This is a genomic window from Acidovorax sp. M2(2025), assembly GCF_049330835.1.
GTDB lineage: Bacteria > Pseudomonadota > Gammaproteobacteria > Burkholderiales > Burkholderiaceae_C > Acidovorax.
Genome location: NZ_CP186262.1, coordinates 1352074 through 1375399 on the forward strand (window position 1 = coordinate 1352074; position 23326 = coordinate 1375399).

At 67.4% G+C, this 23326-nt stretch carries 20 protein-coding genes and 1 tRNA gene; 6 read left to right on the forward strand and 15 right to left on the reverse strand.

The window, feature by feature from the left end:
- The first annotated feature begins 177 nt into the window (after nt 1-177).
- Nucleotides 178-1926, forward strand: coding sequence for an ABC transporter permease (locus ACOYR3_RS06260; protein WP_422846533.1), 1749 nt, complete (start codon nt 178-180; stop codon nt 1924-1926).
- A 16-nt stretch (nt 1927-1942) separates the two neighbouring features.
- The gene (locus ACOYR3_RS06265) at nt 1943-3340 is read left to right on the forward strand and encodes a nitrate/sulfonate/bicarbonate ABC transporter ATP-binding protein (RefSeq protein WP_422845609.1); all 1398 of its coding nucleotides are present in this window, start codon (nt 1943-1945) and stop codon (nt 3338-3340) included.
- Nucleotides 3341-3519: 179 nt separating this feature from the next.
- On the opposite strand, the gene ACOYR3_RS06270 is transcribed toward ACOYR3_RS06265, so the two are convergent.
- From ACOYR3_RS06270 to ACOYR3_RS06305, 8 genes are all read right to left on the reverse strand, one after another.
- Nucleotides 3520-4857 (reverse strand): tetratricopeptide repeat protein, encoded by a 1338-nt coding sequence (locus ACOYR3_RS06270; RefSeq protein WP_422845610.1) that lies wholly within the window; start codon nt 4855-4857, stop codon nt 3520-3522.
- A gap of 136 nt (nt 4858-4993) precedes the next feature.
- The gene (locus tag ACOYR3_RS06275; RefSeq protein ID WP_422845611.1) at nt 4994-5602 is read right to left on the reverse strand and encodes a hypothetical protein; all 609 of its coding nucleotides are present in this window, start codon (nt 5600-5602) and stop codon (nt 4994-4996) included.
- Between the two features lie 93 nt (nt 5603-5695).
- Nucleotides 5696-7099 (reverse strand): amidase, encoded by a 1404-nt coding sequence (locus ACOYR3_RS06280; RefSeq protein ID WP_422845612.1) that lies wholly within the window; start codon nt 7097-7099, stop codon nt 5696-5698.
- A 258-nt stretch (nt 7100-7357) separates the two neighbouring features.
- Complete coding sequence (locus ACOYR3_RS06285; protein ID WP_422845613.1) at nt 7358-8848, reverse strand: ABC transporter substrate-binding protein; 1491 nt, start codon at nt 8846-8848, stop codon at nt 7358-7360.
- 106 nt (nt 8849-8954) lie between these two features.
- Entirely contained in the window at nt 8955-9830 is an 876-nt protein-coding gene (locus tag ACOYR3_RS06290) for an ATP-binding cassette domain-containing protein (protein WP_422845614.1), read from the reverse strand.
- Nucleotides 9827-10867 (reverse strand): ABC transporter ATP-binding protein, encoded by a 1041-nt coding sequence (locus tag ACOYR3_RS06295; RefSeq protein WP_422845615.1) that lies wholly within the window; start codon nt 10865-10867, stop codon nt 9827-9829. Before ACOYR3_RS06295 ends, ACOYR3_RS06290 begins: the two co-directional genes overlap by 4 nt.
- Before the next feature lie 30 nt (nt 10868-10897).
- Nucleotides 10898-11770, reverse strand: coding sequence for an ABC transporter permease (locus ACOYR3_RS06300; RefSeq protein WP_422845616.1), 873 nt, complete (start codon nt 11768-11770; stop codon nt 10898-10900).
- A gap of 8 nt (nt 11771-11778) precedes the next feature.
- Nucleotides 11779-12741 (reverse strand): ABC transporter permease, encoded by a 963-nt coding sequence (locus tag ACOYR3_RS06305; RefSeq protein WP_422845617.1) that lies wholly within the window; start codon nt 12739-12741, stop codon nt 11779-11781.
- A 211-nt stretch (nt 12742-12952) separates the two neighbouring features.
- Between ACOYR3_RS06305 and ACOYR3_RS06310 the strand changes: the two genes are divergently transcribed.
- Entirely contained in the window at nt 12953-13210 is a 258-nt protein-coding gene (locus tag ACOYR3_RS06310) for a YfhL family 4Fe-4S dicluster ferredoxin (protein ID WP_291489190.1), read from the forward strand.
- 83 nt (nt 13211-13293) lie between these two features.
- On the opposite strand, the gene pth is transcribed toward ACOYR3_RS06310, so the two are convergent.
- From pth to ACOYR3_RS06345, 7 genes are all read right to left on the reverse strand, one after another.
- Complete coding sequence (pth, locus tag ACOYR3_RS06315) at nt 13294-13902, reverse strand: aminoacyl-tRNA hydrolase (RefSeq protein WP_422845618.1); 609 nt, start codon at nt 13900-13902, stop codon at nt 13294-13296.
- Between the two features lie 242 nt (nt 13903-14144).
- Nucleotides 14145-14783 (reverse strand): 50S ribosomal protein L25/general stress protein Ctc, encoded by a 639-nt coding sequence (locus tag ACOYR3_RS06320; RefSeq protein WP_422845619.1) that lies wholly within the window; start codon nt 14781-14783, stop codon nt 14145-14147.
- A 162-nt stretch (nt 14784-14945) separates the two neighbouring features.
- Complete coding sequence (locus tag ACOYR3_RS06325) at nt 14946-15920, reverse strand: ribose-phosphate pyrophosphokinase (protein WP_422845620.1); 975 nt, start codon at nt 15918-15920, stop codon at nt 14946-14948.
- Between the two features lie 46 nt (nt 15921-15966).
- Nucleotides 15967-16043: transfer RNA gene (locus ACOYR3_RS06330), tRNA-Gln, on the reverse strand.
- Between the two features lie 30 nt (nt 16044-16073).
- The gene (ispE, locus tag ACOYR3_RS06335) at nt 16074-16931 is read right to left on the reverse strand and encodes a 4-(cytidine 5'-diphospho)-2-C-methyl-D-erythritol kinase (RefSeq protein WP_422845621.1); all 858 of its coding nucleotides are present in this window, start codon (nt 16929-16931) and stop codon (nt 16074-16076) included.
- A 53-nt stretch (nt 16932-16984) separates the two neighbouring features.
- Complete coding sequence (locus tag ACOYR3_RS06340) at nt 16985-17488, reverse strand: lipoprotein insertase outer membrane protein LolB (RefSeq protein ID WP_422845622.1); 504 nt, start codon at nt 17486-17488, stop codon at nt 16985-16987.
- Nucleotides 17489-17529: 41 nt separating this feature from the next.
- The gene (locus tag ACOYR3_RS06345; protein ID WP_422845623.1) at nt 17530-19305 is read right to left on the reverse strand and encodes a tetratricopeptide repeat protein; all 1776 of its coding nucleotides are present in this window, start codon (nt 19303-19305) and stop codon (nt 17530-17532) included.
- Nucleotides 19306-19334: 29 nt separating this feature from the next.
- On the opposite strand from ACOYR3_RS06345, the gene mutM reads away from it, so the two are divergent.
- From mutM to mutY, 3 genes are all read left to right on the forward strand, one after another.
- Nucleotides 19335-20150 (forward strand): bifunctional DNA-formamidopyrimidine glycosylase/DNA-(apurinic or apyrimidinic site) lyase, encoded by an 816-nt coding sequence (gene mutM, locus ACOYR3_RS06350; RefSeq protein ID WP_422845624.1) that lies wholly within the window; start codon nt 19335-19337, stop codon nt 20148-20150.
- A gap of 116 nt (nt 20151-20266) precedes the next feature.
- Nucleotides 20267-22231, forward strand: coding sequence for a dynamin family protein (locus ACOYR3_RS06355; RefSeq protein ID WP_422845625.1), 1965 nt, complete (start codon nt 20267-20269; stop codon nt 22229-22231).
- Nucleotides 22228-23301: an A/G-specific adenine glycosylase gene (gene mutY, locus ACOYR3_RS06360; protein ID WP_422845626.1), complete on the forward strand. Its 1074-nt coding sequence runs from the start codon at nt 22228-22230 to the stop codon at nt 23299-23301. Before ACOYR3_RS06355 ends, mutY begins: the two co-directional genes overlap by 4 nt.
- Nucleotides 23302-23326: the final 25 nt, after the last annotated feature.

Genomic DNA, 23326 nt, shown 5'->3' on the forward strand with positions numbered 1-23326 from the left:
CCGTGTGAAGGACGCCCGTGCGGTGCACGCGCTGTCCAGGCGCCCGGACACCTCCGGCTGCGCCACGCACGCACGATCCCTACTTCCTGGCCCATCGCCGTGCCGGGCGCGCCGCCTCGTGCGGGGCCCCACGGCCGCAATGCTGCAAGCCGCAAAGAGCCCGCCATGCCCCCCGCACTGAAACACACCGCGCCCCAGCTGGGCGCCAGCGAGGCGCCCCGCGGCTTCGGCTGGGTGGACGCGCTCGTCCTGCTGGCGCTGCTGGGCCTTCTGTGGAGCGCCTTGCACTTTGGCAAGGGCATGCTCGTGCATTTCGACGCGGCCCGCGCACCGGCGGTGGACGTGTCGCCCCGCCAGATTCCCTACTACGCAGGCCGCACGCTGCTGCGCATGTGGATCGCGTTCGCCTTCTCGCTGTGCTTTGCCATCGGCGTGGGCTACGTGGCGGCCAAGAGCCGCGCGGCCCGGGCCGTCATCCTGCCCGCGCTGGACGTGCTGCAGTCCGTGCCGGTGCTGGGCTTCCTGTCGGCCACGGTGGCGGGCTTCATGGCGCTGTTCCCGGGCAGCCTGCTGGGCGTGGAGTGCGCGGCCATCTTCGCCATCTTCACCGGGCAGGTGTGGAACATGGCGTTCGGCTTCTACCACTCCATGGTCACCATCCCGACGGACATGCAGGAGGCCGCGTCCACCTACGGGCTCGGCCCGTGGCAGCGCTTTCGCACGCTGGAGCTGCCCGCGTCGGCCCACAGCCTGATCTGGAACTCGATGATGTCGTTTGGCGGCGGCTGGTTCTTCGTGGCGCAGAGCGAGGCCATCAGCGTGATGAACCGCGACATCCAGCTGCCCGGCCTGGGCTCGTACATGGCGCAGGCCATCGCGCTGGGCGACCGGCCGGCCGCGCTGTGGGCCGTGCTGGCGATGCTGGCGCTCATCCTGGCCAGCGACCAGCTGGTGTGGCGCCCGCTACTGGCCTGGGCCGACAAGTTCAAGATCGAGCTGACCGAATCCGCCGCGCCCGCGACCTCGTGGGTGTACGACCTGCTGCGCCGCGCCTATGTCTTCCAGTGGCTCGGCCGCGCCGTGGGCCAGCCCCTGGCGGATGCCTTGCAGGCGCTGCGGCCCAGCCGCCCGCAGGGCCCCGCCACGCGGGCGGCCGCACGGCCGGCCAGCCGCTGGCCGCTGCGCATCCTGGGCCTGGCCGCCGCGGCGTGGCTGGGGCTGGAGGTGCTGCGCGGCCTGGTCGCCGCCATCGCGGCGGTGCACGGGGCGGTCACGCCCGCCATGGTGGCCCACATCGTGGGGCTGGGGGGGCTCACGCTGCTGCGCGTGCTGGCCATGACGGTGCTGGCCACGCTGGTGTGGACGCCCGTCGGGGTCTGGATCGGGCTGCAGCCGCGCGTGGCGCGGCTGGCCCAGCCACTGGCGCAGATCGGTGCGTCGTTCCCGGTGAACATGACGTTCCCGGTGGTGGTCGGCTTCTTCGTGGCCACGCACACCCCGATGAACTGGGGCAGCATCCTGCTGATCGCCATGGGCACGCAGTGGTACATCCTGTTCAACGTCATTGCGGGGGCCATGGCGATCCCCAACGACCTGAAGGAGGCCGCGCGCATCTACGGCCTGCGCCGCTGGGCGCTGTGGCGCACGCTGATCCTGCCGGCCATCTTTCCCTTCTGGGTGACCGGGGCCTGCACGGCCGCGGGCGGCGCCTGGAACGCGAGCATCGTGGCCGAGCTGGCCACCTGGGGCACCGCCACCCTGCAGGCCGACGGCCTGGGGGCCTTCATTGCGCAGGCCACCCAGTCGGGCAACACGCCGCTCATCATCACCAGCATCGCGGTGATGTCGGTGTTCGTGCTGGTGATGAACAAGCTGGTCTGGCGGCGCCTGTACGGGTTTGCGGAACGCCGCTTCCGCCTGGACTGACAAGAAGGCCATGACGATGACGACAACGACGACTCCCGGCACCGCTGTTTCCGGCACCGCTCCTGCCAGCGATGCCGCGGCGGCAGCGCCCATCGCGCAGCTGTGCGCCGTGACCAAGTCCTTCACCACGGCGGGCGGGCACGAGCTGAAGGTGCTGGACAACATCGACCTGGACATCCGCGAGGGCGAGCTGCTGGCGCTGCTGGGGCAGTCGGGCTCGGGCAAGTCCACCATCCTGCGCTGCCTGACCGGGCTGATCGAGCCCACGTCCGGGCGGGTGCTGGCCGATGGGCAGCCGCTGCACGGCGTCAACCCCGATGCCTCGGTCGTGTTCCAGACCTTTGCGCTCTACCCCTGGCTCACGGTGGCGCAGAACGTGGCCGTGGGGCTGATGGCGCACCGGGTGAGCCGGGCCGAGCGCGACGCGGCCGTGCAGCGCGCCATCGAGCTGATCGGCCTGGGCAACTACCACGCGGCCTACCCGCGCGAGCTTTCGGGCGGCATGCGCCAGCGCGTGGGCATTGCGCGGGCGCTGGTGTCGCAGCCGCGGCTCTTGTGCCTGGACGAGGCCTTCAGCGCGCTGGACGTTCTGACGGCCGAGAACCTGCGCCAGGAGCTGATCAGCCTGTGGCGCGGCCACGGCACGGGGCCGAAGTCGGTGTTCATGGTCACCCACAACATCGAGGAGGCGGTGGAGATGGCCACGCGCATCGTGGTGCTGTTTCCGCACCCGGGCCGCCTGGGCCTGGTGCTGGACAACCCGCTGCCCTACCCGCGCGACAGCCGCGACCCGGAGTTCCAGCGTCTGGTGAAGGTGATCCACGAAACCATCACCACCATGACGCTGCCCGACCTGCCGGCCGAGGTGCCGGTGGCGGGCCACCCCATCTCGCGGGCGCGCGGGCGCATGGAATCGATTCCGCTGGTGTCGGTGGCGCAGATCCTGGGCCTGCTGAGCATCCTGCACGACACGCCGGAACTGTCGAACATCTACGACATCTCGGACGAGATCGGCAAAGAGTTCGGCGAGACCATCGCCCTGGTCAAGGCCGCGGAAATCCTGGAGCTGATCGAGACCCCGAAGGACGAGGTGCGCTTCACCGAGCTGGGCCGCCGCTTCGTGGCCGCCGACCGGCAGGGCCGCCGCGCGATCTTTGCCGAGCAGGTGTTCAAGCTGCGCATCTTCCACATCATCATCGCGCTGCTCAAGGAATACGAAGAGGTGGATGCCGCCCGGGTCATCAAGGACATCGGCAGCGCGCTACCGTACGAGAACCCGGAGAAGACCTTCCAGACCATGATCGCCTGGGGCCGCTACGCGGGGCTGATGGACTGCAACCCCCACACCCAGAAGGTGTTTGTGCCCCAGGACGACGAGCGCGGCGACGAAGGCCCGCTGGAAGGCGAGCGATAGGGGGGCGCTTCAGGCCGCCCGTGGGCACCTTGCCCGGCGTGCCGCAGCGGGGTGCATGGCGCTATCAAAAATATAGCTTCCAGCGCTTTCCCGGAAAGCCTTGGAGGCCAAGAACGCCAAAAATTGGAAAGGCCGCACGGTTTCCCGGCGTGCCCGCTGGCGCACCGCGCCAGCGGCGCTCAGTGGGGCAAGCCCAGGGCTGCGTTGACCGCGCCGGCCTGCCGCGCCAGCCGCAGCGACTGCGGCTGCGCGTTGGCCTGCGGCTGCAGCAGGTTCTGCACGGCGGCCCACTGCCCATGGTGTTGCAGCGCATCCAGCCAGATCTGGTGGAACAGGTCGCGCTGCGCGTGGCTGCCGCCAATCTCCACCAGCCGGGGCAGGGCCGTGCCCAGCTGCGCCGCCGCAGCGGCCCAGTCGCCTTCGGCGTGCGCCAGCAGCCCGTGCGCGGCGGGCACGCAGACCTGCTGCCACACCGTGCGCTCGTGGGCCTCGGTGCGGGTGGCGGCGTGCTCGCAAAGGTTTTGCAGCAGGGTGCGGGCCGCCGCCGCGCGGCCGGCGCGGGCCAGGCCGTAGAGGTATTGCAGGTCCAGGAAGGGCAGCACCTGGTCGGCCAGGCGCTGGCGTTCCAGGTAGCCGGCCACGTCGGCCCAGCGGTGGCCCACATCCACGCCCGCCAGCTCCAGCCGTGCGAGCAGCGAGACGGCGCTGATCTGGTCCTGCGTGTACTCCTTGACAACGCCCCAGACCTGCTGGTCGTACAGGGCCAGCGCATCCTGGTGGCGGTCGCGTTCGAGCAGGAACAGCGCCTGGTGCCACCAGTTGTGCGTGACCATGAAGGAGTTCAGGCCAGTCCAGGTGTCGCTCACGCTGGCCATGAAGTCCGTGCCTTCCAGGATGCGCCCTTGCGTCAGCATCACATGGGCCAGGGCGTGGTGGGCCCAGGGTTCCTTGCGGCACAGGGCGATGGCGTGGCGGGCGGCGGCTTCGGCCTCTTGCAGGCGGTGGCATTGCTCCCAGCCAAAGGCGAGCATGCCGTGCAGGTAGGGCACGTCGGCCGCGGCGGGCACGGCCTGCAGGGCGATGCGCAGCATGCCGGGCGAGTTGCCGCGGTTGAACAGGTGGTACTGGCCGAGCTTGAGCGACGCCAGGTCGCGCGGGTGCAGGCGCGCCTGCTCTTCGTGCAGCGCAATGGCGCGCGGCAGGTCACCATGAACCCAGGCGGCGACGGCGGCCACGAAGCGTTGTTCGCGCTCGGTGGCCTGGCTGGAGCGGGCCAGGGCCCTGTCGATGAAGGGGCGGGCATTGCGCGGGCCGTCCGCCGATTCGGCAAACAGGTGCAGCGCCGCGCAGCTGGCCTGCACGATGGGGCTTTCGTCCGCGGCGGCGTCCAGCACGTTCACCGCACGGGCCTCGCAGGCGATGAAGCCTTCGATGAAGTCGTTCAGCGCGCGCAGGCTGGCAGGGTCCTGCAGGGTGACGGGGTTGCCGAGGCTGTCGGTCAGTGGTGTGTGCTGCATGACGGCGCCGTGGAGTTGGTTGGCGTGGATCGGCTTGATATCACCCCCTACCGTTCGGGCTGAGCTTGTCGAAGCCCCGCGCCGCGCTTCGACAAGCTCAGCGCGAACGGTTGGTAGGGGGAAAGGCGAGCAGGCATTAGCCGCCCTGGATGAGTGCGAGATAGGCCTTGCGGGTCTCCGGCGACACGGACGCGACCAGCTGCTCGTGCGGCGTCTGGTGCCGCGCGAGCATGCGCGCCGTGGCGATGGCCTTGGACTTGCAGAACCAGTGGCAGGTGTGCTGCATCAGGAACAGCTCGGCCGTCATCATGTAGGCGCGGTCCTTGGCGCTGAGGTGGCCGGTGTTCTGCACCACGTGGGCGATGCCGCGCGCGTGGATGGCCAGGGCCTGGCGCATGTCGAAGGTCAGCGCGGGCAGCAGCTTGTCCGCAAACGGAAATGCCACGGGCAGGCGGCTGACGCGCGCGTCCGCCTCGCTCACCCGCGCAAAGTCCGCGGCGAAGCGGTTGAACTGCTCGGCCAACTGCAGCTCGGTGGTGCCCAGCAGCCGCCAGATCTGGTCGCGCCGCTCGTCGGTGCTTTCGCCCAGGGCCCGCAGGTAGCCGTCGGTGAGTGCCTCCATGAGCTTCTCGATCTGGTAGTGGGCCAGGTGGCTGCCGAGCAGCACGATGCGCTTGCGCTGCTCCTTGGCGTTGAGCAGGTAGGTGCCGGTGGCGATGAAGATCGCCAGAACGAAGAGGTCCATGCGGTGCTTTGCGGGAAAGGGGGCCCCGGGGGCCGGGGGAGGGCGGGCCGTGGCTGCGTAGATTACCAACAACGGCCCGCAGGGCCCGCGAGGTCAGGCGCCGGGCGGCTGGGGCCAGGGGCGCTGCGGCGCGCGGATCAGCTCGAACGCATGCGCCACCTGCAGCACGCCCAGGTCGTCAAAGCGCGGCCCCGCAATCTGCAGGCCGATGGGCAGGCCCGCGGCGGTGTAGCCGCAGTTGACCGATGCGGCCGGCTGCTCGGACATGTTGTACGGCACGGTGAAGCCGATGTGCTCCAGCGGCCGCAGCGGGTCGTCGGTGGGCGAGGGCAGCTCGGCCTGGAAGGCGACGTTGGGGGCCACGGGCGAGATCACGTAGTCGAACGCGCTGCAGGCTTTGACGGTGTTTACCCGCGTCAGGTGGAACTGGTGGCTGGCGTTGAAGACCTCGGTACCGCTCATGCCGGCGGCGCTGTCGGCCCAGGCGCGGATGTAGGGCAGCACCTTGGCGCGCCGGTCGGCGGGCAGGGCCTGCAGGTCGATGTACGACCGCATGCGCCAGAAGTGGTCCATGCCGTCGAGCATGGCCTGGGTCATGAAGGGCTGCATGGGCACGATGGTGGCGCCCGCGCCTTCCATCAGGCGCGCCGCCTGCTCGACGGCGGCTGTCACCTCGGGGTCCACCGGCAGGCCGCAGCCGGCATCCAGCAGCAGGCCGATGCGCAGCCCGCGCAGGCGCTCGGCGCCCTGGTTGAACTGGCTCCAGGCGATGTCCTGTGCGGGCAGGCTCATGCTGTCGCGCGCGTCGGGCTGGCTCAGCACCTGCATCATCAGCGCGGCGTCCTGCACGCTGCGCGTCATGGGGCCGGCGGCGCGGCCGGTGTAGGGCGGGTCGATGGGGATGCGGCCCAGGCTGGGCTTGAGGCTGAAGATGCCGCACCAGCTGGCGGGCAGGCGCAGCGAGCCGCCGATGTCCGTGCCGATGTGCAGCGGGCCGTAGCCCGCGGCCGCGGCGGCGCCCCCGCCGGCGCTGGAGCCGCCCGGGCCCTTGCTCACGTCCCACGGGTTGCGCGACAGCGGGTGGAAGGACGACAGGCCCGAGGACAGCATGCCGTAGTCGGGCATGGTGGTCTTGGACACCATGATCGCCCCGGCCGCGCGCATGCGGGCGGCCGGCGGCGCGTCGGCCGCGGCAGGTGCCAACTCGACGGCGGCGGTGCCCAGCGGGGTCGGGTCGCCCTCGGTGGCGATGTTCTCCTTGATGGTGCCGGGCACGCCGTCCAGCAGCCCCAGCGGCGCACCGCGCAGCCAGCGCGCTTCGGACGCGCGGGCCTGCGCCAGCGCGGCCTCGGGGCGCAGCAGGTAGGTGGCGTGGATGTGCGGCTCCCACCGCTCGATGTGCGCCAGCACGGCCTGCGTGACCTCCACGGGCGAGAGCGTGCGCTGGCGGTAAGCGGCCAGCAATTCGTGGGCGGGGAGGTCGTGCAGGGCGGTCATGGCGGGGTGGGAGATAGCGGAGTTGGGGTAGGGGTCAGGATCGGGGTGGCGTTGATCTGCCCCATGTCCGTTCGGGCTGAGCTTGCCTGCGCCTTGCGCGGCGCTTCGACAAGCTCAGTGGGAACGGGTTTTTATAGGGCGATGCCGATTGAATTCAAGCAAAAAAGGCCGCTGGCGCTTGTCTACCAAGCGCTAGCAGCTATCAAATTGGAAGCAATCTGGCGCCGGAGGATGGCGCCCGTTGCTGCTGTCGTGGCGTCAACTCCAGGACAGCGCCGAGAGGTCGTTCACGAACACGGGCATGTCTTTCCACAGCCCCTTGAGGTTCTTGTTCGCCACTGTGATCCACTGGTTGGAGTACAGGAAGGCGTGCACCGAATCTTCGGCCAGCAGGCGCTGCGCATCGCCCAGCAGCTTGGCGCGGTCGGCGGGGCGGGCGGCGTTCTTGATCTGGTTGAACAGGTCGTTGAACTTGGGCGAGTTGTAGGCCCAGTAGTAGTCGGGCTTGGCGAAGTTGCCCAGGTCGAACGGCTCCACGTGGCTGATGATGGTCAGGTCGTAGTTCTTGCTGCCGTAGGTGCCCGACAGCCACTGCGCCCATTCCACGTTCTGGATCTTGGCGATGATGCCGACCTTGGCCAACTGGGCTGCGACCACCTCGCCGCCCTGGCGGGCGTAGGGGGTGGGCGGCAGCGTCATGGTCAGCTCCAGCGGCGTCTTGATGCCGGCCTCGGCCAGCAGCTTCTTGGCCTTTTCGGGGTCGTAGGGGTTCACGCCCGTGGTGTCCACATAGCCGAACGCGCCGGGCACGTAGTGGCTGCCGATGGGCGCGCCGTAGCCGTCGCCCGCGCCTTCGATGACGGCCTTGCGGTCAATGGCGGCGGCAATGGCGCGGCGCACGCGCACGTCGTCCAGCGGCTTCTTGCCGTTGTTGATGGCCAGGATGGTCTTGGCGCGCGAGCCCGCCACGATCACCTGGAAGCGCGGGTTCGTCTTGAACTGCGCCACGCTGCGCGGCGTGACGCGGGGGAAGGCGTCCACGTCGCCGGCCAGCAGGGCGGCGACCTGGGCGGCGGGGTCAGAGATGAAGCGGAAGGTGGCGCGCTTGATCTTGAGCGCCTTGGCGTCGCGGTAGCCGTCCCAGGCCGTGAGCACCACGGACGAGCCCTTGTTCCAGGCCTGCAGCTGGTAGGGGCCGGTGCCCACGGGCTTGGTGGCGTTGGTGTCGGCGCTCTTGGGCTCCACGATGATGGAGGTGGCCTGGCCCAGCACGAACAGCAGGTCCGGGTCGATCTCCTTGTTCAGCAGCACTACGGTGTAGTCGTCCACCACCTGGGTGCTCAGCCCGGCGAAGGTGCGCTTGTCCTTGTTGGTGCTTTTTTCTGCGCCGGCGCGGTCGAACGAGAATTTCACGGCCGCGGCGGTGAAGGGCTCGCCGTTGCTGAACTTCACGCCGCGGCGCAGCTTGAAGGTGTAGGTCTTGAGGTCGGGCGAGACTTCCCAGCTCTCGGCCAGCAGGGGCGAGACGCTGCCGTCGGCGTTGATCTTGGTGAGCGTCTCGAAGATGTTGTACTGCACGATCTCGGCAATGGCCGAGGCCGCGCCCGCCGTCGGGTCCAGGCCCGGGGGCTCCAGCGTCATGGCCAGCGTCACCGCGTCCTTGCGGCCTTGCGCCAGGGCGCCGAGCGGGGTGGTCAGGGGCACGGCGGCCAGGGCGCCAGTGGCGAGGACGGTACGGCGGTTCAGCATGTTCGGACTCTCCAGACAAAAAACCAGACAACAACCATAAAAACCCCCGGCGCAATTTGTTACCGGGGCGCACAAGCGCTTTTTACACCATCGAACCTGTATGTCGCTATGCGACTTTTGCAGCCGCAGCGGCGGCCGCTGCTGCCGCTGCGCGGCGTGCCCGCGCGCGGCCGGGCTGCACCTGCGGCACGGCACCCACCAGCGACTGGGTGTAGGGGTGCTGGGCGTTGCGGAACAGCTCGCCCGGCGAGCCGCGCTCCACGATGCGGCCCTGGTACAGCACCACCACCTCGTCGCACAGGTGGTTGACCACGGCCAGGTCGTGGCTGATCAGCATGTAGGTGATGCCGAACTGCTGCTGCAGGTCCTGCATCAGGTTGAGCACCTGGGCCTGCACCGACACGTCGAGCGCGCTCACGGGCTCGTCCGCCACGATCAGGCGCGGCCGCGTGATGAGCGCGCGCGCGATGGCAATGCGCTGGCGCTGGCCGCCCGAGAACTCGTGCGGGTACTTGCCCAGGTCGTTGGTGCGCAGCCCCACCTGGGCCAGCACCTGGGCCGCCTGCTCGTGCTGCTCGGCGCGCGTGGTCTGGCCCTGGGCCTGCAGCGGCTCGGTGACGATGCGTTCCACCGTCTGGCGCGGGTCCAGCGAGCCGTAGGGATCCTGGAACACCATCTGGAAGTCGCGGCGTGCCTGGCGCAGCTCGGCCGGGGGCAGGGCGTGCAGGTTGCGGCCCAGCAGGTGCACGGTGCCGGCGGTGGGCGTGTCCAGCGCCATGACCAGGCGGGCCAGGGTGGACTTGCCCGAACCGGATTCGCCCACCACCCCCAGGCTGCGCCCTGCGGCAACGGAAAAGCTCACGCCCTTGAGGGCATGGACGGTGGCGGGGGGCGTGAACAGGTTCTCGCGCGGCAAGGTGTAGTCGCGCACCAGCTCGTGCACCTGCAGCAGGCCAGAGGGAATGGGCGGGGGCGTGCTCATGTGGCGGCCTCGGTGGTGGAAAAGTCATCCTGGGCGCTGCGCGCCGCGGCGATGGCTTCGTGGCGGATGCAGCGCACGGTGTGGTCACCGTCGGCATCGGTGGCGACCAGCGTGGGGGCCGGAGACTCCTGGTGGCAGGCCGGCACCGTGTAGCTGCAGCGTCCCGCAAAAGGGCAGCCGGCGGGCAGGTCCACCAGCTCGGGCACCGTGCCGGCAATGGTGGACAGGCGCGGGCGCTGGCCCGCGGCATGGCTGGCGCCCAGGTGGGGCCGCGCCGCAAACAGGCCGCGGGTGTAGGGGTGGGCCATGGCGGAGAACACCGACGCCGTGGAGCCGCTTTCGACCACGGTGCCGCCGTACATCACCATCATGCGGTCCACGTTCTGCGAGATGACGCCCAGGTCGTGCGAGATGAGGATCATGGCCATGTGCCGCTCGGCCACCAGGTCGCTGATCAGGTCCAGGATCTGCTGCTGGATCGTCACATCGAGCGCCGTGGTGGGCTCGTCGGCAATCAGCAGGTCGGGGCTGCAGGCCAGCGCCATGGCGATGGTGATGCGCTGGCGCTGTCCGCCGGAAAACTGGTGGGGGTAGGCATCAAAGCGCTGCGCGGCGTTGGGGATGCCCACGCGGTCCAGCAGCGCGATGGCCTCCTTGCGGGCGCTGGCGGCGTCCATGCCGCGGTGCAGGCGCAGGGGCTCCGCCACCTGGCGGCCGATGGTGTGCACGGGGTTCAGCGCCGTCATGGGCTCCTGGAACACCATGCCGATGCGGTTGCCGCGCATCTTGCACATCTGCGCGTCGGTGCGGCCCACCAGCTCCTGCCCGTCAAAGCGGATGCTGCCGGACACATGCGCGCTCTCGGGCAGCAGGCCCATGAGCGACATGGCGGTGATGGACTTGCCGCAGCCCGATTCGCCGATCAGGCCCAGCGTCTCGCCGCGTTCCAGCGAAAAGCTCACGCCGCGCACGGCATCGGCCGGGCCGCGGTGGGTCTGCAGGCGCACGCGCAAATTGGAGACTTCTAGCAGAGGCATTGTCAGGGGGCTTCGTGGGTCGTTGCAGCTTCAGCGCTTGCGTGCAAGGCGGGGGTCCAGCAGGTCGCGCAGCCCGTCGCCCAGCAGGTTCAGCCCCAGCACGGCCAGCGCAATCGCCACGCCGGGCCAGACAGCCAGCAGCGGCGCCTGGAACATGAGGGTCTGCGCCTCGCTGAGCATGCGGCCCCACGAGGGCTGGGGCGGCTGGGTGCCCAGGCCCAGGTAGGACAGGGCGGCTTCGGCCAGGATGGCAATGGCGAACTGGATGGTTGCCTGCACGATGAGCACGGACAGGATGTTGGGCAGCACGTGCTCCAGGGTGATGCGCCAGCCGCCCTTGCCGCAGGCGCGCGCCGCCATGATGTATTCGCGCGACCAGACGGCGTTGGCCGAGGCACGGGTCACGCGGGCAAAGGTCGGGATGTTGAAGATGCCGATGGCGATGATGGAATTGACGATGCCCGCGCCGAACACCGCCGTCATCATGATGGCCGAGAGGATGGCCGGGAAGGCAAAGGTGAAGTCCGCCAGCCGCATGATGAGCTCTTCCACCCAGCCGCGCCGGGCCGCGGCCAGCAGGCCCAGGGCCGTGCCGATGGTCAGCCCGATGCCCACCGCGATCACGCCGACCAGGATGGAGTTGCGTGCCCCCACCAGCAGCAGCGAAGCCACGTCGCGGCCGAACGCGTCGGTGCCCAGCCAGTGCGCGAAGGAGGGCTCGGCCAGCTTGTTGGCCAGGTCCATCTCGTAGGGCGACCAGGGCGTCCACACGAACGAGAGGGCCGCGGCCACCAGCAGCAGCAGCGACAGCACGGCGCCAATGGCAAAGCTGCGGTGGCGCACAGCGCGGTGCAGCCAGCCGGGGGCGGCAGCTGCGGAAGCGGGGGAAAGGGCGGCGCTCATGGAAGGGTTCAGATGTCGGAGGCTTTCACGCGGGGGTCGATCACGGCGTAGAGAATGTCCACCACGAAATTCACGATCACCACCATGGCGGCCAGCAGCATGACGCAGTTGCGCACCACGATCAGGTCGCGGTTGGAGATGGACTGGAAGATCAGGCGTCCGAGCCCTGGCAGGTAGAACACGTTCTCCACCACGATGGTGCCGGCCAGCAGGTTGGCAAACTGCAGCCCCATCACGGTGACCACGGGGATCAGGGCGTTGCGCAGCACGTGGCCCCAGAGCGCAGCGCGCTGCGACAGGCCCTTGGCGCGGGCGGTGCGCACGAAGTCTTCGCGCAGCACCTCCAGCACGGCCGAGCGGGTGATGCGCGCCAGGATGGCCGCCTGCACCACGGCCAGCGCGATGGCCGGCAGCAGCAGGGCCTTCAATGCCTCCAGCGGGCTGCCGCCTGCGTCTTCCGTCCAGCCCGGGAAACCGCCTGCCGAGAACCACTGCAGCTTCACCGAGAACAGCAGGATCAGCAGGATGGCGAACCAGAAATTGGGAATGGCGATGCCGATTTGCGCCAGGGCCATCACGCCCACGTCACCGAGTTTGTTGTGCCGCGCCGCGGCATAGACGCCCGCAGCGAGCGCCAGCACCGTCGTGATGACCATGGCCATGAGCGCCAGCGGGATGGTGAGCGCCAGGCGCTCCAGCACGAGATCCACCACCGGGGTGCTGTAGGCATAGCTGTCCCCCATGTCCCCCACCAGCAGGCCGCTGATCCATTGCCAGTAGCGCACACTGGCGGGCTGGTCCAGCCCCAGCTTGGTGGCCAGGGCGGCCACGGCCTCGGGCGCTGCGTCCGGACCCATCAGGATCTGGGCGGCATTGCCGGGCAGGATCTCCAGCACCAGGAATACAACAATGGATGCGCCGATCAGTGTCGCCGCAAGGGTGGCAAACCGTTTGAGAAAAAACAGACCCATGGAGTACGCGGCAGAAGAGGAAGGGGTGCGGGGAGCGAGGACTGCAAATTAATGTGTATACACAGCATAACGGTAAATGTGTCCCTGTCAGCCGTGGTGGGTTGCAGTGTGGCATGCAAAGCACATGCCAGTGCCGCGGGATAATACGGAGCATGAATTGCGCTCTGCACCCGCTTGCTGCCGCCGCCGGCCCGCCGCCCGAGGAGGCCCTATGGCGCTGATGATCACGGACGAATGCATCAACTGCGACGTCTGCGAGCCCGAGTGCCCCAACCAGGCCATCTTTCTGGGGCAGGAAATCTACGAGATCGACCCCGGCAAATGCACCGAGTGCGTGGGCCACTTTGACGAGCCGCAGTGCGTGCAGGTGTGCCCCGTGGCGTGCATCCCCGTCAACCCGCAGCACGTGGAAAGCCGCGAAACCCTGTGGCAGAAGTACCAGCGGCTGCAGGCGGCGGCCGCTGGCTGAGTTTTAGTGATTTTTGGCTCTAGCGACCGCCCGACAAGCGCTAGATGCTATAAAAATTACAGCATTCTGCCCCTGCCCGCGGTTCAGTCTTCCATGGGCTTGGGCGGCTTGGGGCGGGGCGGCTTGGTGGTGTGGATCAGCAGCGTGGCCTTGTCCATCTCGCCAGCCAGCAGCGCTGGGTAGGCCTTGAGCGAATGCGCGATGCTGTCTTCGATCAGCGTGCGCTGGTCGGGCGACGGCTTCTTGAGCACCCAGTTGGCGACTTCGCTCTTGACGCCGGGGTGGCCGATGCCGATGCGCAGGCGCCAGTAGTCGGGCGAACCCAGCTGGCCATGGATATCGCGCAGGCCGTTGTGCCCGGCGTGGCTGCCTCCGCGCTTGAGCTTGGCCTGGCCCGGAGGAATGTCCAGCTCGTCGTGCACCACCAGGATCTCGTCCGGCTGGATCTTGAAGAAGCGCGCCAGCGCCGCGACGGACTTGCCCGAAAGGTTCATGAACGTCTGCGGCTGCAGCAGCCACACGCTGTGCCCATGGACCGAAGTACGGGCCACCAGGCCGTGGTAGCCCCGCTCGGGCACCAGCGTGGCCTTGAGTTCGCGCGCCAGCGCATCAATCCACCAAAAACCCGCGTTGTGCCGCGTGGCTTCGTAGTCCGGCCCTGGATTGCCCAGGCCCACAAACAGCTTGATCATCTGCGAATTATCGCGGGGACGGGTGCCGTTTTTGGCCAGCCCGGGCGGCCATCGGCCGAGACGGGAGCGGCGGCTGCGTGCCCACGGTGCGGATTCTTCTCGGCGCCACCGCACTGCCAACGGGCCTCTTTGCGAGCCAAAAAAAAGGCCCACCTGGGTGGACCTTTTTGGGAGGACAGCCGGATGGGCTGGCCAAGGAGGTTGCGGGGCAGGGGCCCCGCAATGCAACCGCAGCGGAGGGATTACTTCTTGCCCTTGCCCTTGCCCTTGGCGTCTGCTGCGGGGGCTGCTTCGGCGGCAGGGGCTTCCACCACTTCGACCGGAGGCACCACGGACACCAGCACGGGGTTGTTGCTTTGGCCGCCGCGCACCTTGGGCGCCACGCCCTTGGGCAGCTTGATGTCCTTCAGGTGCAGCGAAGCGCCCTTTTCCAGCTTGGACAGGTCCACAGCGATGAATTCGGGGAGGTCGGACGGCATGCAGGTCACGTCCAGTTCGTTCACCACGGGGTTGACCATGCACTTGTCGACCTTGACGGCGGGCGATTCTTCAGCACCGCTGTAGTGCAGTGGCACCTTCATGTGCAGCTTGGTCTTGTCGTCCACGCGCTGGAAATCGATGTGCAGCACGAGTTGCTTGTAGGGGTGGTATTGCACGTCGCGCAGCAGGACCTTGCTGGTCTTGCCGGCCACTTCCATGTCCAGCACGCTGGAGTGGAAGGCTTCCTTCTTGAGGGCGTGCCACAGGGCGTTGTGGTCCACCTCGATCAGTTGGGGCTCGGCAGCACCACCGTACACGATGCCAGGCGTCTTGCCCGAATTGCGCAGACGGCGGCTCGCACCCGTACCCTGCTTGGCGCGCTCAAAAGCGACGAAGTTCATAGTTAGCTCCTGAAAAGAGGCGACCGCGACCAGTCGTCCTCCGTTTTGAAAAAGACCCGAAACCCCGGTGGGCCTCAGGTCTGCTGGTTGTCCTCGCACAGGAAACAAGCCTCCGCAGGGGAGGCTTGTGCGCGTATCCGCCGGCGGCCTTCGCCGCAAGGATCAGAACAGGTTTTCCTGGTCCGAGAACAGGCTCATCACCGACTCCCCCTTGGCAATGCGCTGGATCGTCTCGGCGAACAGCGGGGCCACGGAAAGCTGGCGAATCTTGGAACATCCCTTGGCGTTGTCGCTCAGGGGAATGGTGTTGGTCACCACCACTTCGTCCAGGGCCGTGCCCTTGGAGATGCGTTCAATGGCGGGCCCCGAGAAAATGGGGTGGGTGCAATAGGCGTACACGCTCTTGGCGCCGCGCTCCTTGAGCACCTCGGCAGCCTTCACCAGCGTGCCGGCGGTGTCGATCATGTCGTCCATGATCACGCAGTTGCGGCCTTCGATTTCACCGATTACGTGCATGACTTCGGAAACATTGGCCTTGGGGCGGCGCTTGTCGATGATGGCCAGATCGCAGCCCAGCTGCTTGGCCAGCGCACGGGCGCGCACCACGCCGCCCACGTCGGGGGACACCACGATCAGGTCGTCGTAATTCTTCTGGCGCAGATCCCCCAGCAGAACGGGGGATGCATAGATGTTGTCCACCGGAATGTCGAAGAACCCCTGGATCTGGTCGGCATGCAGGTCCATGGTCAGCACGCGGGCCACACCCACGGCTTGCAGCATGTTGGCCACCACCTTGGCGGTGATCGGCACGCGCGTCGAACGGGGACGACGGTCCTGGCGGGCGTAGCCGAAGTAGGGGATCACGGCGCTGATGCGTTCGGCCGATGCGCGCTTGAGCGCATCCACCATGATCAGCAGTTCCATCAGGTTTTCGTTGGTGGGCGCGCAGGTGGACTGCACCACGAACACATCACGCGCACGCACGTTCTGCTTGATTTCGACGGTGACTTCGCCGTCGGAAAAGCGACCCACGTCGGCTGCGCCCAGAGGGGTGCCGAGGTGTTGGGCAATTTCAGCTGCCATGCCAGGGTTGGCATTGCCGGTGAAAACCATGAAGTCGGGTTGATTGGCTTGCATGAGAGTCCCAGCAATCTGAAAAAAGGCCCGTACGCGAGAAGATATTTGGCAGGGGAAGAAGGATTCGAACCTTCGCATGCCGGAATCAAAATCCGGTGCCTTAACCAGCTTGGCGACTCCCCTACACAGGTTGACTGCCGAAGGCAGCCCACCCTAATCTTCGTCTGATGCCCACCCTGCCAGAGGATGAACCATCAGATTTTCACATGGCTTGACTTGCCAGCCCTTCGGGGCTCCGGACAAATCCACCGCATGTGACATTTGCGCAAACACCGCACTTCCTGAGCCTGTCATCCGGCCTTGCAATCCGCGCTTTCCCAGCCATTCGATGGCTTGGGTCACATCCGGGCACAAGGCTTCGGCAACTGGCTGCAAGTCATTTCGACCGAAATCAAAGTGTGCTGCAGCAAAGCCTAAGATTGTAGCACTATCTGAATCACGTTTCAAACTCGGCGACGAAAAAATTGTTTTTGTCTCCAAGCCTGCTGCGGGCTTCACTACCGCGAAGCGCGCTTGTGGCAACTGGTGCGCTTTCTCAAGCGGCGCTATTGTCTCACCAATTCCCTCCACCCAAGCGTTGCCTCCGCACAAAAAAAACGGAATGTCTGCGCCCAGTGCCAACCCGATCTTCTGCAGCGCGCCGCGCGACAGGCCCAGGCCCCAGAGCCGATTGAGTGCCAGCAGGGTGGAGGCTGCGTCGGAAGAACCGCCGCCCATGCCCGCCTGCGAAGGAACGCTCTTCAAGACTCCGATGTGCGCACCATCGGTACACCCGGTGGCCTGCTGCAGCGCCCGGGCGGCTCGCACGGTGAGGTCGGTTTCGGGCAGGGGCGCGCCGAGGTCTTCGCGGGTGATCCGGCCATCCGTGCGCCGGGTGAAATGCAGCGTATCGCACCAGTCGATGAGCATGAATACCGATTGCAGCAAGTGGTATCCATCGGCCCGGCGGCCCGTGATGTGAAGGAACAGGTTGAGCTTGGCCGGTGCCGGCACGTCGTACAGGGAATGCATGGGGCGGGGTGGCGCCAGCAGCGAAGTGGCGTCTGGATTTCTATTCGGTCTGGCTAGCGCGTCAGCGCAATGCGCAAGGTGGCTTGTGGGGCAGGCTCGTCGCGCTGGGCCACCAGCCGGCCTTGTTCCAGCGCGGAAAGATCCGCCCTCCAGCCGGGTGCGCTCGCCGGCTGGCCCTGGAGCCAGCGGAACAGCGCGGCCACGGGGATGGGCGCCCCGGCGACCTCCTGCAATAGTGCGTCGAGCGAGTCGGAGCGGCGGGTTTCCTGGGCCGTGGTCAACTGGGCGTAGCCTTCGTTCCATTCCACCTGGGCGATCCGGGTGCCGAGGGGGCTGGTCAGTGCCAGGCCGCCCTGGCGCTCGCTGCCCCACAGTTCAAACAGGGCTGCGAACGACTGCGCGCTCTGCCCCTCGACTTGCAGTGCAAGGCGGCCGGACCACGTGTTTTCCTCCCCGGCGGGCTTGAGCGGTGGCTGCGCGCAGCCCAGCAGCCCCAAGGCGCAGATGGCCCAGAAGAGCCATCGGGCGCGCCGCCAGAGGGGGGCGGGCCAAGGCATCGCGCCGGGCTGCGCCGCCTTGCCAGCTGTGGCGGCGTGGATCAAGGCTGCGCCCCCAGGCGCTTGAGGGTTTCCTTGAGCGTGTCGTTGTCAGGGCTGGTGCGAAAGCCCTCTCTCCAGACGGCCAGGGCGGCATCCCGGTCGCCCTGGCTCCAGAGAACTTCCCCCAGATGGGCGGCGATTTCCACATCGGCCCGTGCCTTGTAGGCGGCTTCCAGAAGCCGGCGGGCCTCCGCCTTGTTGCCCATGCGGAATTCCACCCACCCCAGGCTGTCGTTGATGAACGGGTCCGACGGCGCGAATTCCAGGGCCTTGAGGATGAGCTGCTTGGCCTCTTCCAGCCGCTGGCCGCGATCCGCCAGCGAGTAGCCCAACGCGTTGTAGGCGTGGTGGTAGTCCGGCTTTTGTGCGATGACCTGCCGCAGGAGTTGCTCCATCAGCTCGGGACGGCCCGCCTTGTCGGCCAGCATCGCCTGGTCGTACACCAGTTCGGGGTCGTCGGGTTCCAGCGCCACGAGTTCGCTCTGGACCTTGTAGGCGTCCTGGTAGAGATGCAGTTCGCGCAGCAGCTGCACTTCCGCCAGCAGCTTCATGCGTTGCTGCTCGGGCGACGTGCCAGGCAGATTGCGCAGCAGGGCGCGCGCCTCGGCGACTTTTCCTTGCCGTGCCAGCAGGGAGGCGCGGCGGCTTTGGGCGCTGAAGAGGTCTTCTGCGTTGTCGATGCGGGCCAGCCAGGCCTCGGCCGCCGCATAGTCTTTCTTCTTCTCCGCGATCTGCGCATGCAGCAGGTATGCCTGGGTCAGGCCCCGCTGGCGCAACTCGGGGTCTGTCGCGGCGCTGGCCAGCTCCATGTAGCGCTGCAGCGCGGCTTCCGCCGCCGGCAAACGGTTGTCCTGCAGGTGCAGATTGGCAAGCACCAGCCACGCCTCGGCCAAGTCCGGCTTCTCCTTGGCCGCAGATTCGAGCTGGTGGGCTGCATCGGGGTAGCGCTGCAAGCCGAGCAGCACCCTCGCGTAGGCCATGCGGAGTTCCGGCACGGGCTGGTGCGCAAGCGCCTGGGCCACCACGGGTTCGGCATCCAGCACGTTCTCTTCCATCAGCTCCAGCGCCAGCCTGGCCGCGCCTTCATTGGCGTTGTCCAGGGCCTGGGCTTTGCGCGCGGCCTCCAGCGCGCCAGGCTTGTCCCCCGCAGCCAGGCGCAGGCGGCCCAGGGAGACCCAGGCGACCGGACCGGTCGCCGGGTGGGAGAGTTCGTCCACCAGCGCGGACTCCACGACTTTTACCGCCAGCACCTTGTCGCTGGCACGACCGTACATCTGGGGCAGCGCGGCCAAGGTCGATGCCTTGGCGCGCGGGGAGGACTGGGCAAGCTCCTGGCGAAGCAAGTCCGGTGTTTCGGCGATGCGGTTCAGTGCCACAAGAATCTGCAGCACGTAGCGGTTGGCCTCGCGCGAGTCCGGCAGTGCTTCCTTCCAGGCCTTGGCGGCCGCCAGGGCGTATTCGCCCGAACGGGATTGCAATGCGATGTCTGCTGCCCGCTGGTAGAGCTGGCCGTCGGCGCTGCGCCGCGCCGCCTCCAGCATGAAGGCATACCCCGCTCCGGGATCGCCGGTGCGGGCGCTGAGTTCTCCGAGGAAGATCTCGTAGAACAGCTCTGCGTCCAGCGCGGGATTGGAAACCACGGCCGGTTCGTCCGCCGGGCGGCTCGGCGTGTCCGCCGGCTGGGCCCAAGCGCCGTGGGCGACGACGGCCGCCACGGCGGTCAACAATGCGGTCCGAAAGCTCTGAAATAGCACCATCGGGCCATAATAATCCATGCCTGCTGTCCTGCCGCCCTGGTCTTTCTATGCCTGAGTTGCCCGAAGTGGAAGTGACGCGCCGCAGCGTGGCGCAAGCCGTCAAAGGCACTCGCATCCGAACGGTGGAGATGGGCAAGCCCTTGCGTTGGCCGTTGGGCTGTGCGCCGCAGCTCCTGCTTGGGCAGGAGGTGCTGGGCGTGCGCCGCAGAGGCAAATACCTGTTGTTCGATCTGAGCCAAGGGTTGCTGCTGGTGCATTTGGGCATGTCGGGCAGCCTGCGCTTTGCCGAGAGTCTGCCGCCGGCCGGACCCCACGACCACTTCACCATGGGGACCACCTCGGGCACCTTGCGGCTGCACGACCCGCGGCGGTTCGGCGCCGTGGTGTACGCGGCCGACGAGCAGGACCCTGTGGCCGCCAAGCTGCTGGGCGGGCTGGGGATGGAACCCCTGTCAGAAGGGTTTTCGCTGGACGCGTTTCGGCTGGGCCTGAAAAAGAGCCGCCTGCCCATCAAACAGCTGCTGCTGGCGGGCCGCCTGGTGGTCGGGGTGGGCAACATCTATGCGTCCGAAGTGCTGTACCTCGCCGGCGTCCGTCCCACCACGGCGGCTTCCCGCATCGGGCCGGCGCGTGTTGAAAAGCTGCACGCTGCGATTCGCTCCGTGCTGGCCAGGGCGGTGGAGATGGGTGGGAGCACGTTGAGGGATTTCTCCAGCGCGGACGGATCGGCCGGTCACTTCCAGGCCCAGGCAAACGTGTATGGACGCGGCGGCGCGCCCTGCTATCGTTGCGGTGCCTCCATCCAGCTGATTCGGCAGGGGCAGCGAACCAGTTACTTCTGTCCCGGGTGCCAGCGTCCCTGATCTGTGGTTCGGTGCGGTCCCCGGGGCCGGGGTGGCTGCCTGCCGGTCGATGCTATATTTTGTGTCTGCCTGCCGGGTTGGCGGGGACATTGTTTTCATAGACCTCCGGGAGCAAAGTGGGCCCTTCCTTTAACGAGCAGTTCGACCAGCATGGCGTCTGGCGGCGTGAGTTCGCCCTACAGCTCAAGCGGCTGGCGGAGTGGATGTCCTCCCACGAACTCATGGACGCAGCAGTCCAGGAACGGCTTGCCCGCTTGGAGGAGCAGGTGCGCAGCGACAAAGTCATGGTGGCTTTCGTTGCAGAGTTCTCCCGTGGCAAATCGGAGCTGATCAACGCGATCTTCTTTGCGGACTACGGGCGCCGCATCATGCCGGCGAGTGCCGGGCGCACCACGATGTGCCCCACCGAGCTGGGGTACGACGCCAGCGTGGCTCCGTGCCTGCGCCTGCTTCCCATCGAAACCCGGCTGCAGGTGCAGAGCCTGGCGGAGTGGCGGATGAAAACCGACCGCTGGCAGGAAATCCCTCTGGAAATAGGGAACGCGGACCAGATCGCTGCAGCGCTCGAAAAGGTGTCCGAAGTGCGCAAGGTCAGCCTGGACGACGCGCGCGCCCTGGGTTTCTGGCATGACGACCTGGTCGAGGAAAACCCGGTCCCGGATGCGGACGGGCTGGTCGAGGTGCCCATGTGGCGCCACGCGGTCATCAACATCCCGCATCCCTTGCTCAAGCAGGGCCTGGTGATTCTGGACACTCCCGGACTGAACGCCGTGGGCGCGGAGCCCGAGCTGACAGTGAACCTGATTCCGCAGGCCCATGCGGTGGTTTTCATCCTGGGTGCGGACACCGGGGTGACCCGCTCCGATCTCTCGATCTGGCGGGAGCACCTGGTCACGTCGGAAGAGAGCATCGACGCCCGCCTGGTGGTGCTGAACAAGATCGACACGCTGTGGGACACCCTCAACTCCGCAGAGCAGGTGCAGGCGCAGATCGAGCGCCAATGCCGCACTTCGGCGGAGATGCTGGGCGTGCCGCTGGACCGGGTGGTCCCCGTCTCGGCGCAAAAAGGCCTGGTCGCCAAGATCTCGGCCGATGACCTGCTGCTGGAAAGCAGCGGGCTGCCCGTCCTGGAGGACGCTTTGGCGCGGGGCATCATGGGTCGGCGCCAGTCCATTCTGCGGGCGGCCGTGGCCAACGGGGTGTCCAGCCTGCGGGCGGAAACCTCCCGTGTCATCAATATCCGGCGCCGGGATCTCGACGACCAGATGGCCGAGTTGCGCAGCCTGCGGGGCAAGAACGCCTCCGTGATCGAGTCCATGCGCCACCGCATCGAACAGGAGCAGCGCGAGTTCGACCTGAGCACCGCCAAGATCCAGGCCGTGCGGGCGGTGCATCTCAAGCTGCTTCGCGACGTATTCCAGCAGTTGGGTGCGAAATCGCTGAAGGCGGAGCTGTCGGAGCTGGCCCAGACACTTCAGCACAAGGGGTTGAAGCTGGGGGTGAAAAAGATCTACGTCCAGACGTTCGACAAGCTACGGGGTACGCTGGACAAGGCGCAAGCCTCAGGCACCGAAATCCAGGCCATGCTGGGCGGGACGTTCCGGCAGCTCAACGCAGAGTTCGGCTTTTCCCTGCAGGTGCCATCGCCACCGCAGCTGGAGCATTTCATCGGCGATCTGAACCAGATTGAGCAGAGCCACCTGCAGTACCTCGGCGTGGGCAATGCGCTGAAGCTTGCGCAGCCAGAGTTTGCCGAACGGTTGGTGCGCGCACTGGCGATGCGGCTGCGGACCGTCTACGAATCTGCGGCCAACGACCTGGAGTTGTGGAGCAAGTCGGCGACAGCCCAGCTGGATGCGCAACTGCGCGAGCGCCGCCGTAGTTTTGCGCGCCGCATCGAGGCCGTGGACCGGATTCAGCAAGCGGCCAGCGGCCTCGTGGAGCGCATTGCCGAAATTGAGGTGAGCGAGGAAGAGCTGGCCCAGCTGGAACGGCGGCTGCAGGAATTGACGGGCCGGCTGGTGGCGCTGCCTGGCGCTGCAGGCGCGGCCGCAGCGGATGGCCTCGCGCAGCCCGCATGAGGGACTCGCTACCGGAGAACGTGGCTGAACGGGTGGTTGCATGGCAAGCCTCCCACGGCCGCAACCACCTGCCGTGGCAGAAAACGCGGGACCCCTACCGGGTCTGGCTCTCGGAAATCATGCTCCAGCAAACCCAGGTGGCCACGGTCCTGGGGTACTACGCGCGCTTTCTTGCCCGCTTCCCCGACGTCGCTGCCCTGGCGCGGGCTGACCAGGACGAGGTGATGGGGCTGTGGAGCGGCCTGGGCTATTACACCCGCGCCCGCAATTTGCACCGTTGCGCGCAGCGCGTGGTCGACGCTTACGGGGGCGAGTTTCCTCGCTCGGCACAGGAACTGGCGACACTGCCGGGGATCGGCCGCTCGACCGCCGGTGCCATTGCCGCATTCTGTTTCTCGGAGCGGGTCCCCATCCTGGACGCCAATGTCCGGCGGGTACTGACCCGCGTGCTGGGATTTGAAGAGGATCTGGCGCAGGCCAAAAACGAGCGTGCGCTGTGGGGGGCTGCCCAGTCCCTGCTCCCCACCACCGATCTCGTGGACGCCATGCCCCGGTATACCCAAGGGCTCATGGACCTGGGCGCATCGGTGTGCACGCCTCGCTCACCGAACTGCCAGGCCTGCCCCCTGGTCACTTGCTGCGCAGCATTTGCCGCGGGCGATCCTGAACGCTATCCCGTCAAGACGCGCAAGCTGCTCCGCCGTGCGGAGTCATGGTATTTGCTGGTCCTTCGCAATGCCGCCGGGGCCGTATGGTTGCAACGCAGGCCTTCCGAGGGCATCTGGGCGGGTATGCACTGCGTGCCCGTGTTTGCCGACAGGGCCGCGTTGCAGGACTGCGTGGCCTCCCTGGCCGAAGCCAACGACTGGGCAATGGAAGAGCTCCCGTCATTCGTCCATGCCCTGACGCACCGGGATTTGCACCTGCACCCCGTGCTGGTTACTGCGGGGGCGTCGCCACAGCCTGTGCTGGAGCCTGGGGAGTGGTTTGGCCCCGAGGCATGGCAGGGCATGGGATTGCCGGCGCCGATACGCAAGCTGCTGGAGTCGACCCGCTCCGCACTCTGGTGAGACCCCTGTGAGGGGAGCCGGGCGC

What these genes read in the sequence shown, in the direction of transcription:
- ACOYR3_RS06280 (WP_422845612.1), bottom strand. Translation starts at nt 7,099, where the DNA reads ATGACCGCCCTGCACGACCTCCCCGCCCACGAATTGCTGGCCGCTTAC.
- ACOYR3_RS06275 (WP_422845611.1), bottom strand. Translation starts at nt 5,602, where the DNA reads ATGGACCTCTTCGTTCTGGCGATCTTCATCGCCACCGGCACCTACCTG.
- ACOYR3_RS06300 (WP_422845616.1), bottom strand. Translation starts at nt 11,770, where the DNA reads ATGAGCGCCGCCCTTTCCCCCGCTTCCGCAGCTGCCGCCCCCGGCTGG.
- ACOYR3_RS06325 (WP_422845620.1), bottom strand. Translation starts at nt 15,920, where the DNA reads ATGCAAGCCAATCAACCCGACTTCATGGTTTTCACCGGCAATGCCAAC.
- ACOYR3_RS06290 (WP_422845614.1), bottom strand. Translation starts at nt 9,830, where the DNA reads ATGAGCACGCCCCCGCCCATTCCCTCTGGCCTGCTGCAGGTGCACGAG.
- pth (WP_422845618.1), bottom strand. Translation starts at nt 13,902, where the DNA reads ATGATCAAGCTGTTTGTGGGCCTGGGCAATCCAGGGCCGGACTACGAA.
- ACOYR3_RS06295 (WP_422845615.1), bottom strand. Translation starts at nt 10,867, where the DNA reads ATGCCTCTGCTAGAAGTCTCCAATTTGCGCGTGCGCCTGCAGACCCAC.
- ACOYR3_RS06305 (WP_422845617.1), bottom strand. Translation starts at nt 12,741, where the DNA reads ATGGGTCTGTTTTTTCTCAAACGGTTTGCCACCCTTGCGGCGACACTG.
- ACOYR3_RS06345 (WP_422845623.1), bottom strand. Translation starts at nt 19,305, where the DNA reads ATGGATTATTATGGCCCGATGGTGCTATTTCAGAGCTTTCGGACCGCA.
- ACOYR3_RS06310 (WP_291489190.1), top strand. Translation starts at nt 12,953, where the DNA reads ATGGCGCTGATGATCACGGACGAATGCATCAACTGCGACGTCTGCGAG.
- mutY (WP_422845626.1), top strand. Translation starts at nt 22,228, where the DNA reads ATGAGGGACTCGCTACCGGAGAACGTGGCTGAACGGGTGGTTGCATGG.
- ACOYR3_RS06320 (WP_422845619.1), bottom strand. Translation starts at nt 14,783, where the DNA reads ATGAACTTCGTCGCTTTTGAGCGCGCCAAGCAGGGTACGGGTGCGAGC.
- mutM (WP_422845624.1), top strand. Translation starts at nt 19,335, where the DNA reads ATGCCTGAGTTGCCCGAAGTGGAAGTGACGCGCCGCAGCGTGGCGCAA.
- ACOYR3_RS06270 (WP_422845610.1), bottom strand. Translation starts at nt 4,857, where the DNA reads ATGCAGCACACACCACTGACCGACAGCCTCGGCAACCCCGTCACCCTG.
- ACOYR3_RS06285 (WP_422845613.1), bottom strand. Translation starts at nt 8,848, where the DNA reads ATGCTGAACCGCCGTACCGTCCTCGCCACTGGCGCCCTGGCCGCCGTG.
- ACOYR3_RS06265 (WP_422845609.1), top strand. Translation starts at nt 1,943, where the DNA reads ATGACGACAACGACGACTCCCGGCACCGCTGTTTCCGGCACCGCTCCT.
- ACOYR3_RS06340 (WP_422845622.1), bottom strand. Translation starts at nt 17,488, where the DNA reads ATGCCTTGGCCCGCCCCCCTCTGGCGGCGCGCCCGATGGCTCTTCTGG.
- ispE (WP_422845621.1), bottom strand. Translation starts at nt 16,931, where the DNA reads ATGCATTCCCTGTACGACGTGCCGGCACCGGCCAAGCTCAACCTGTTC.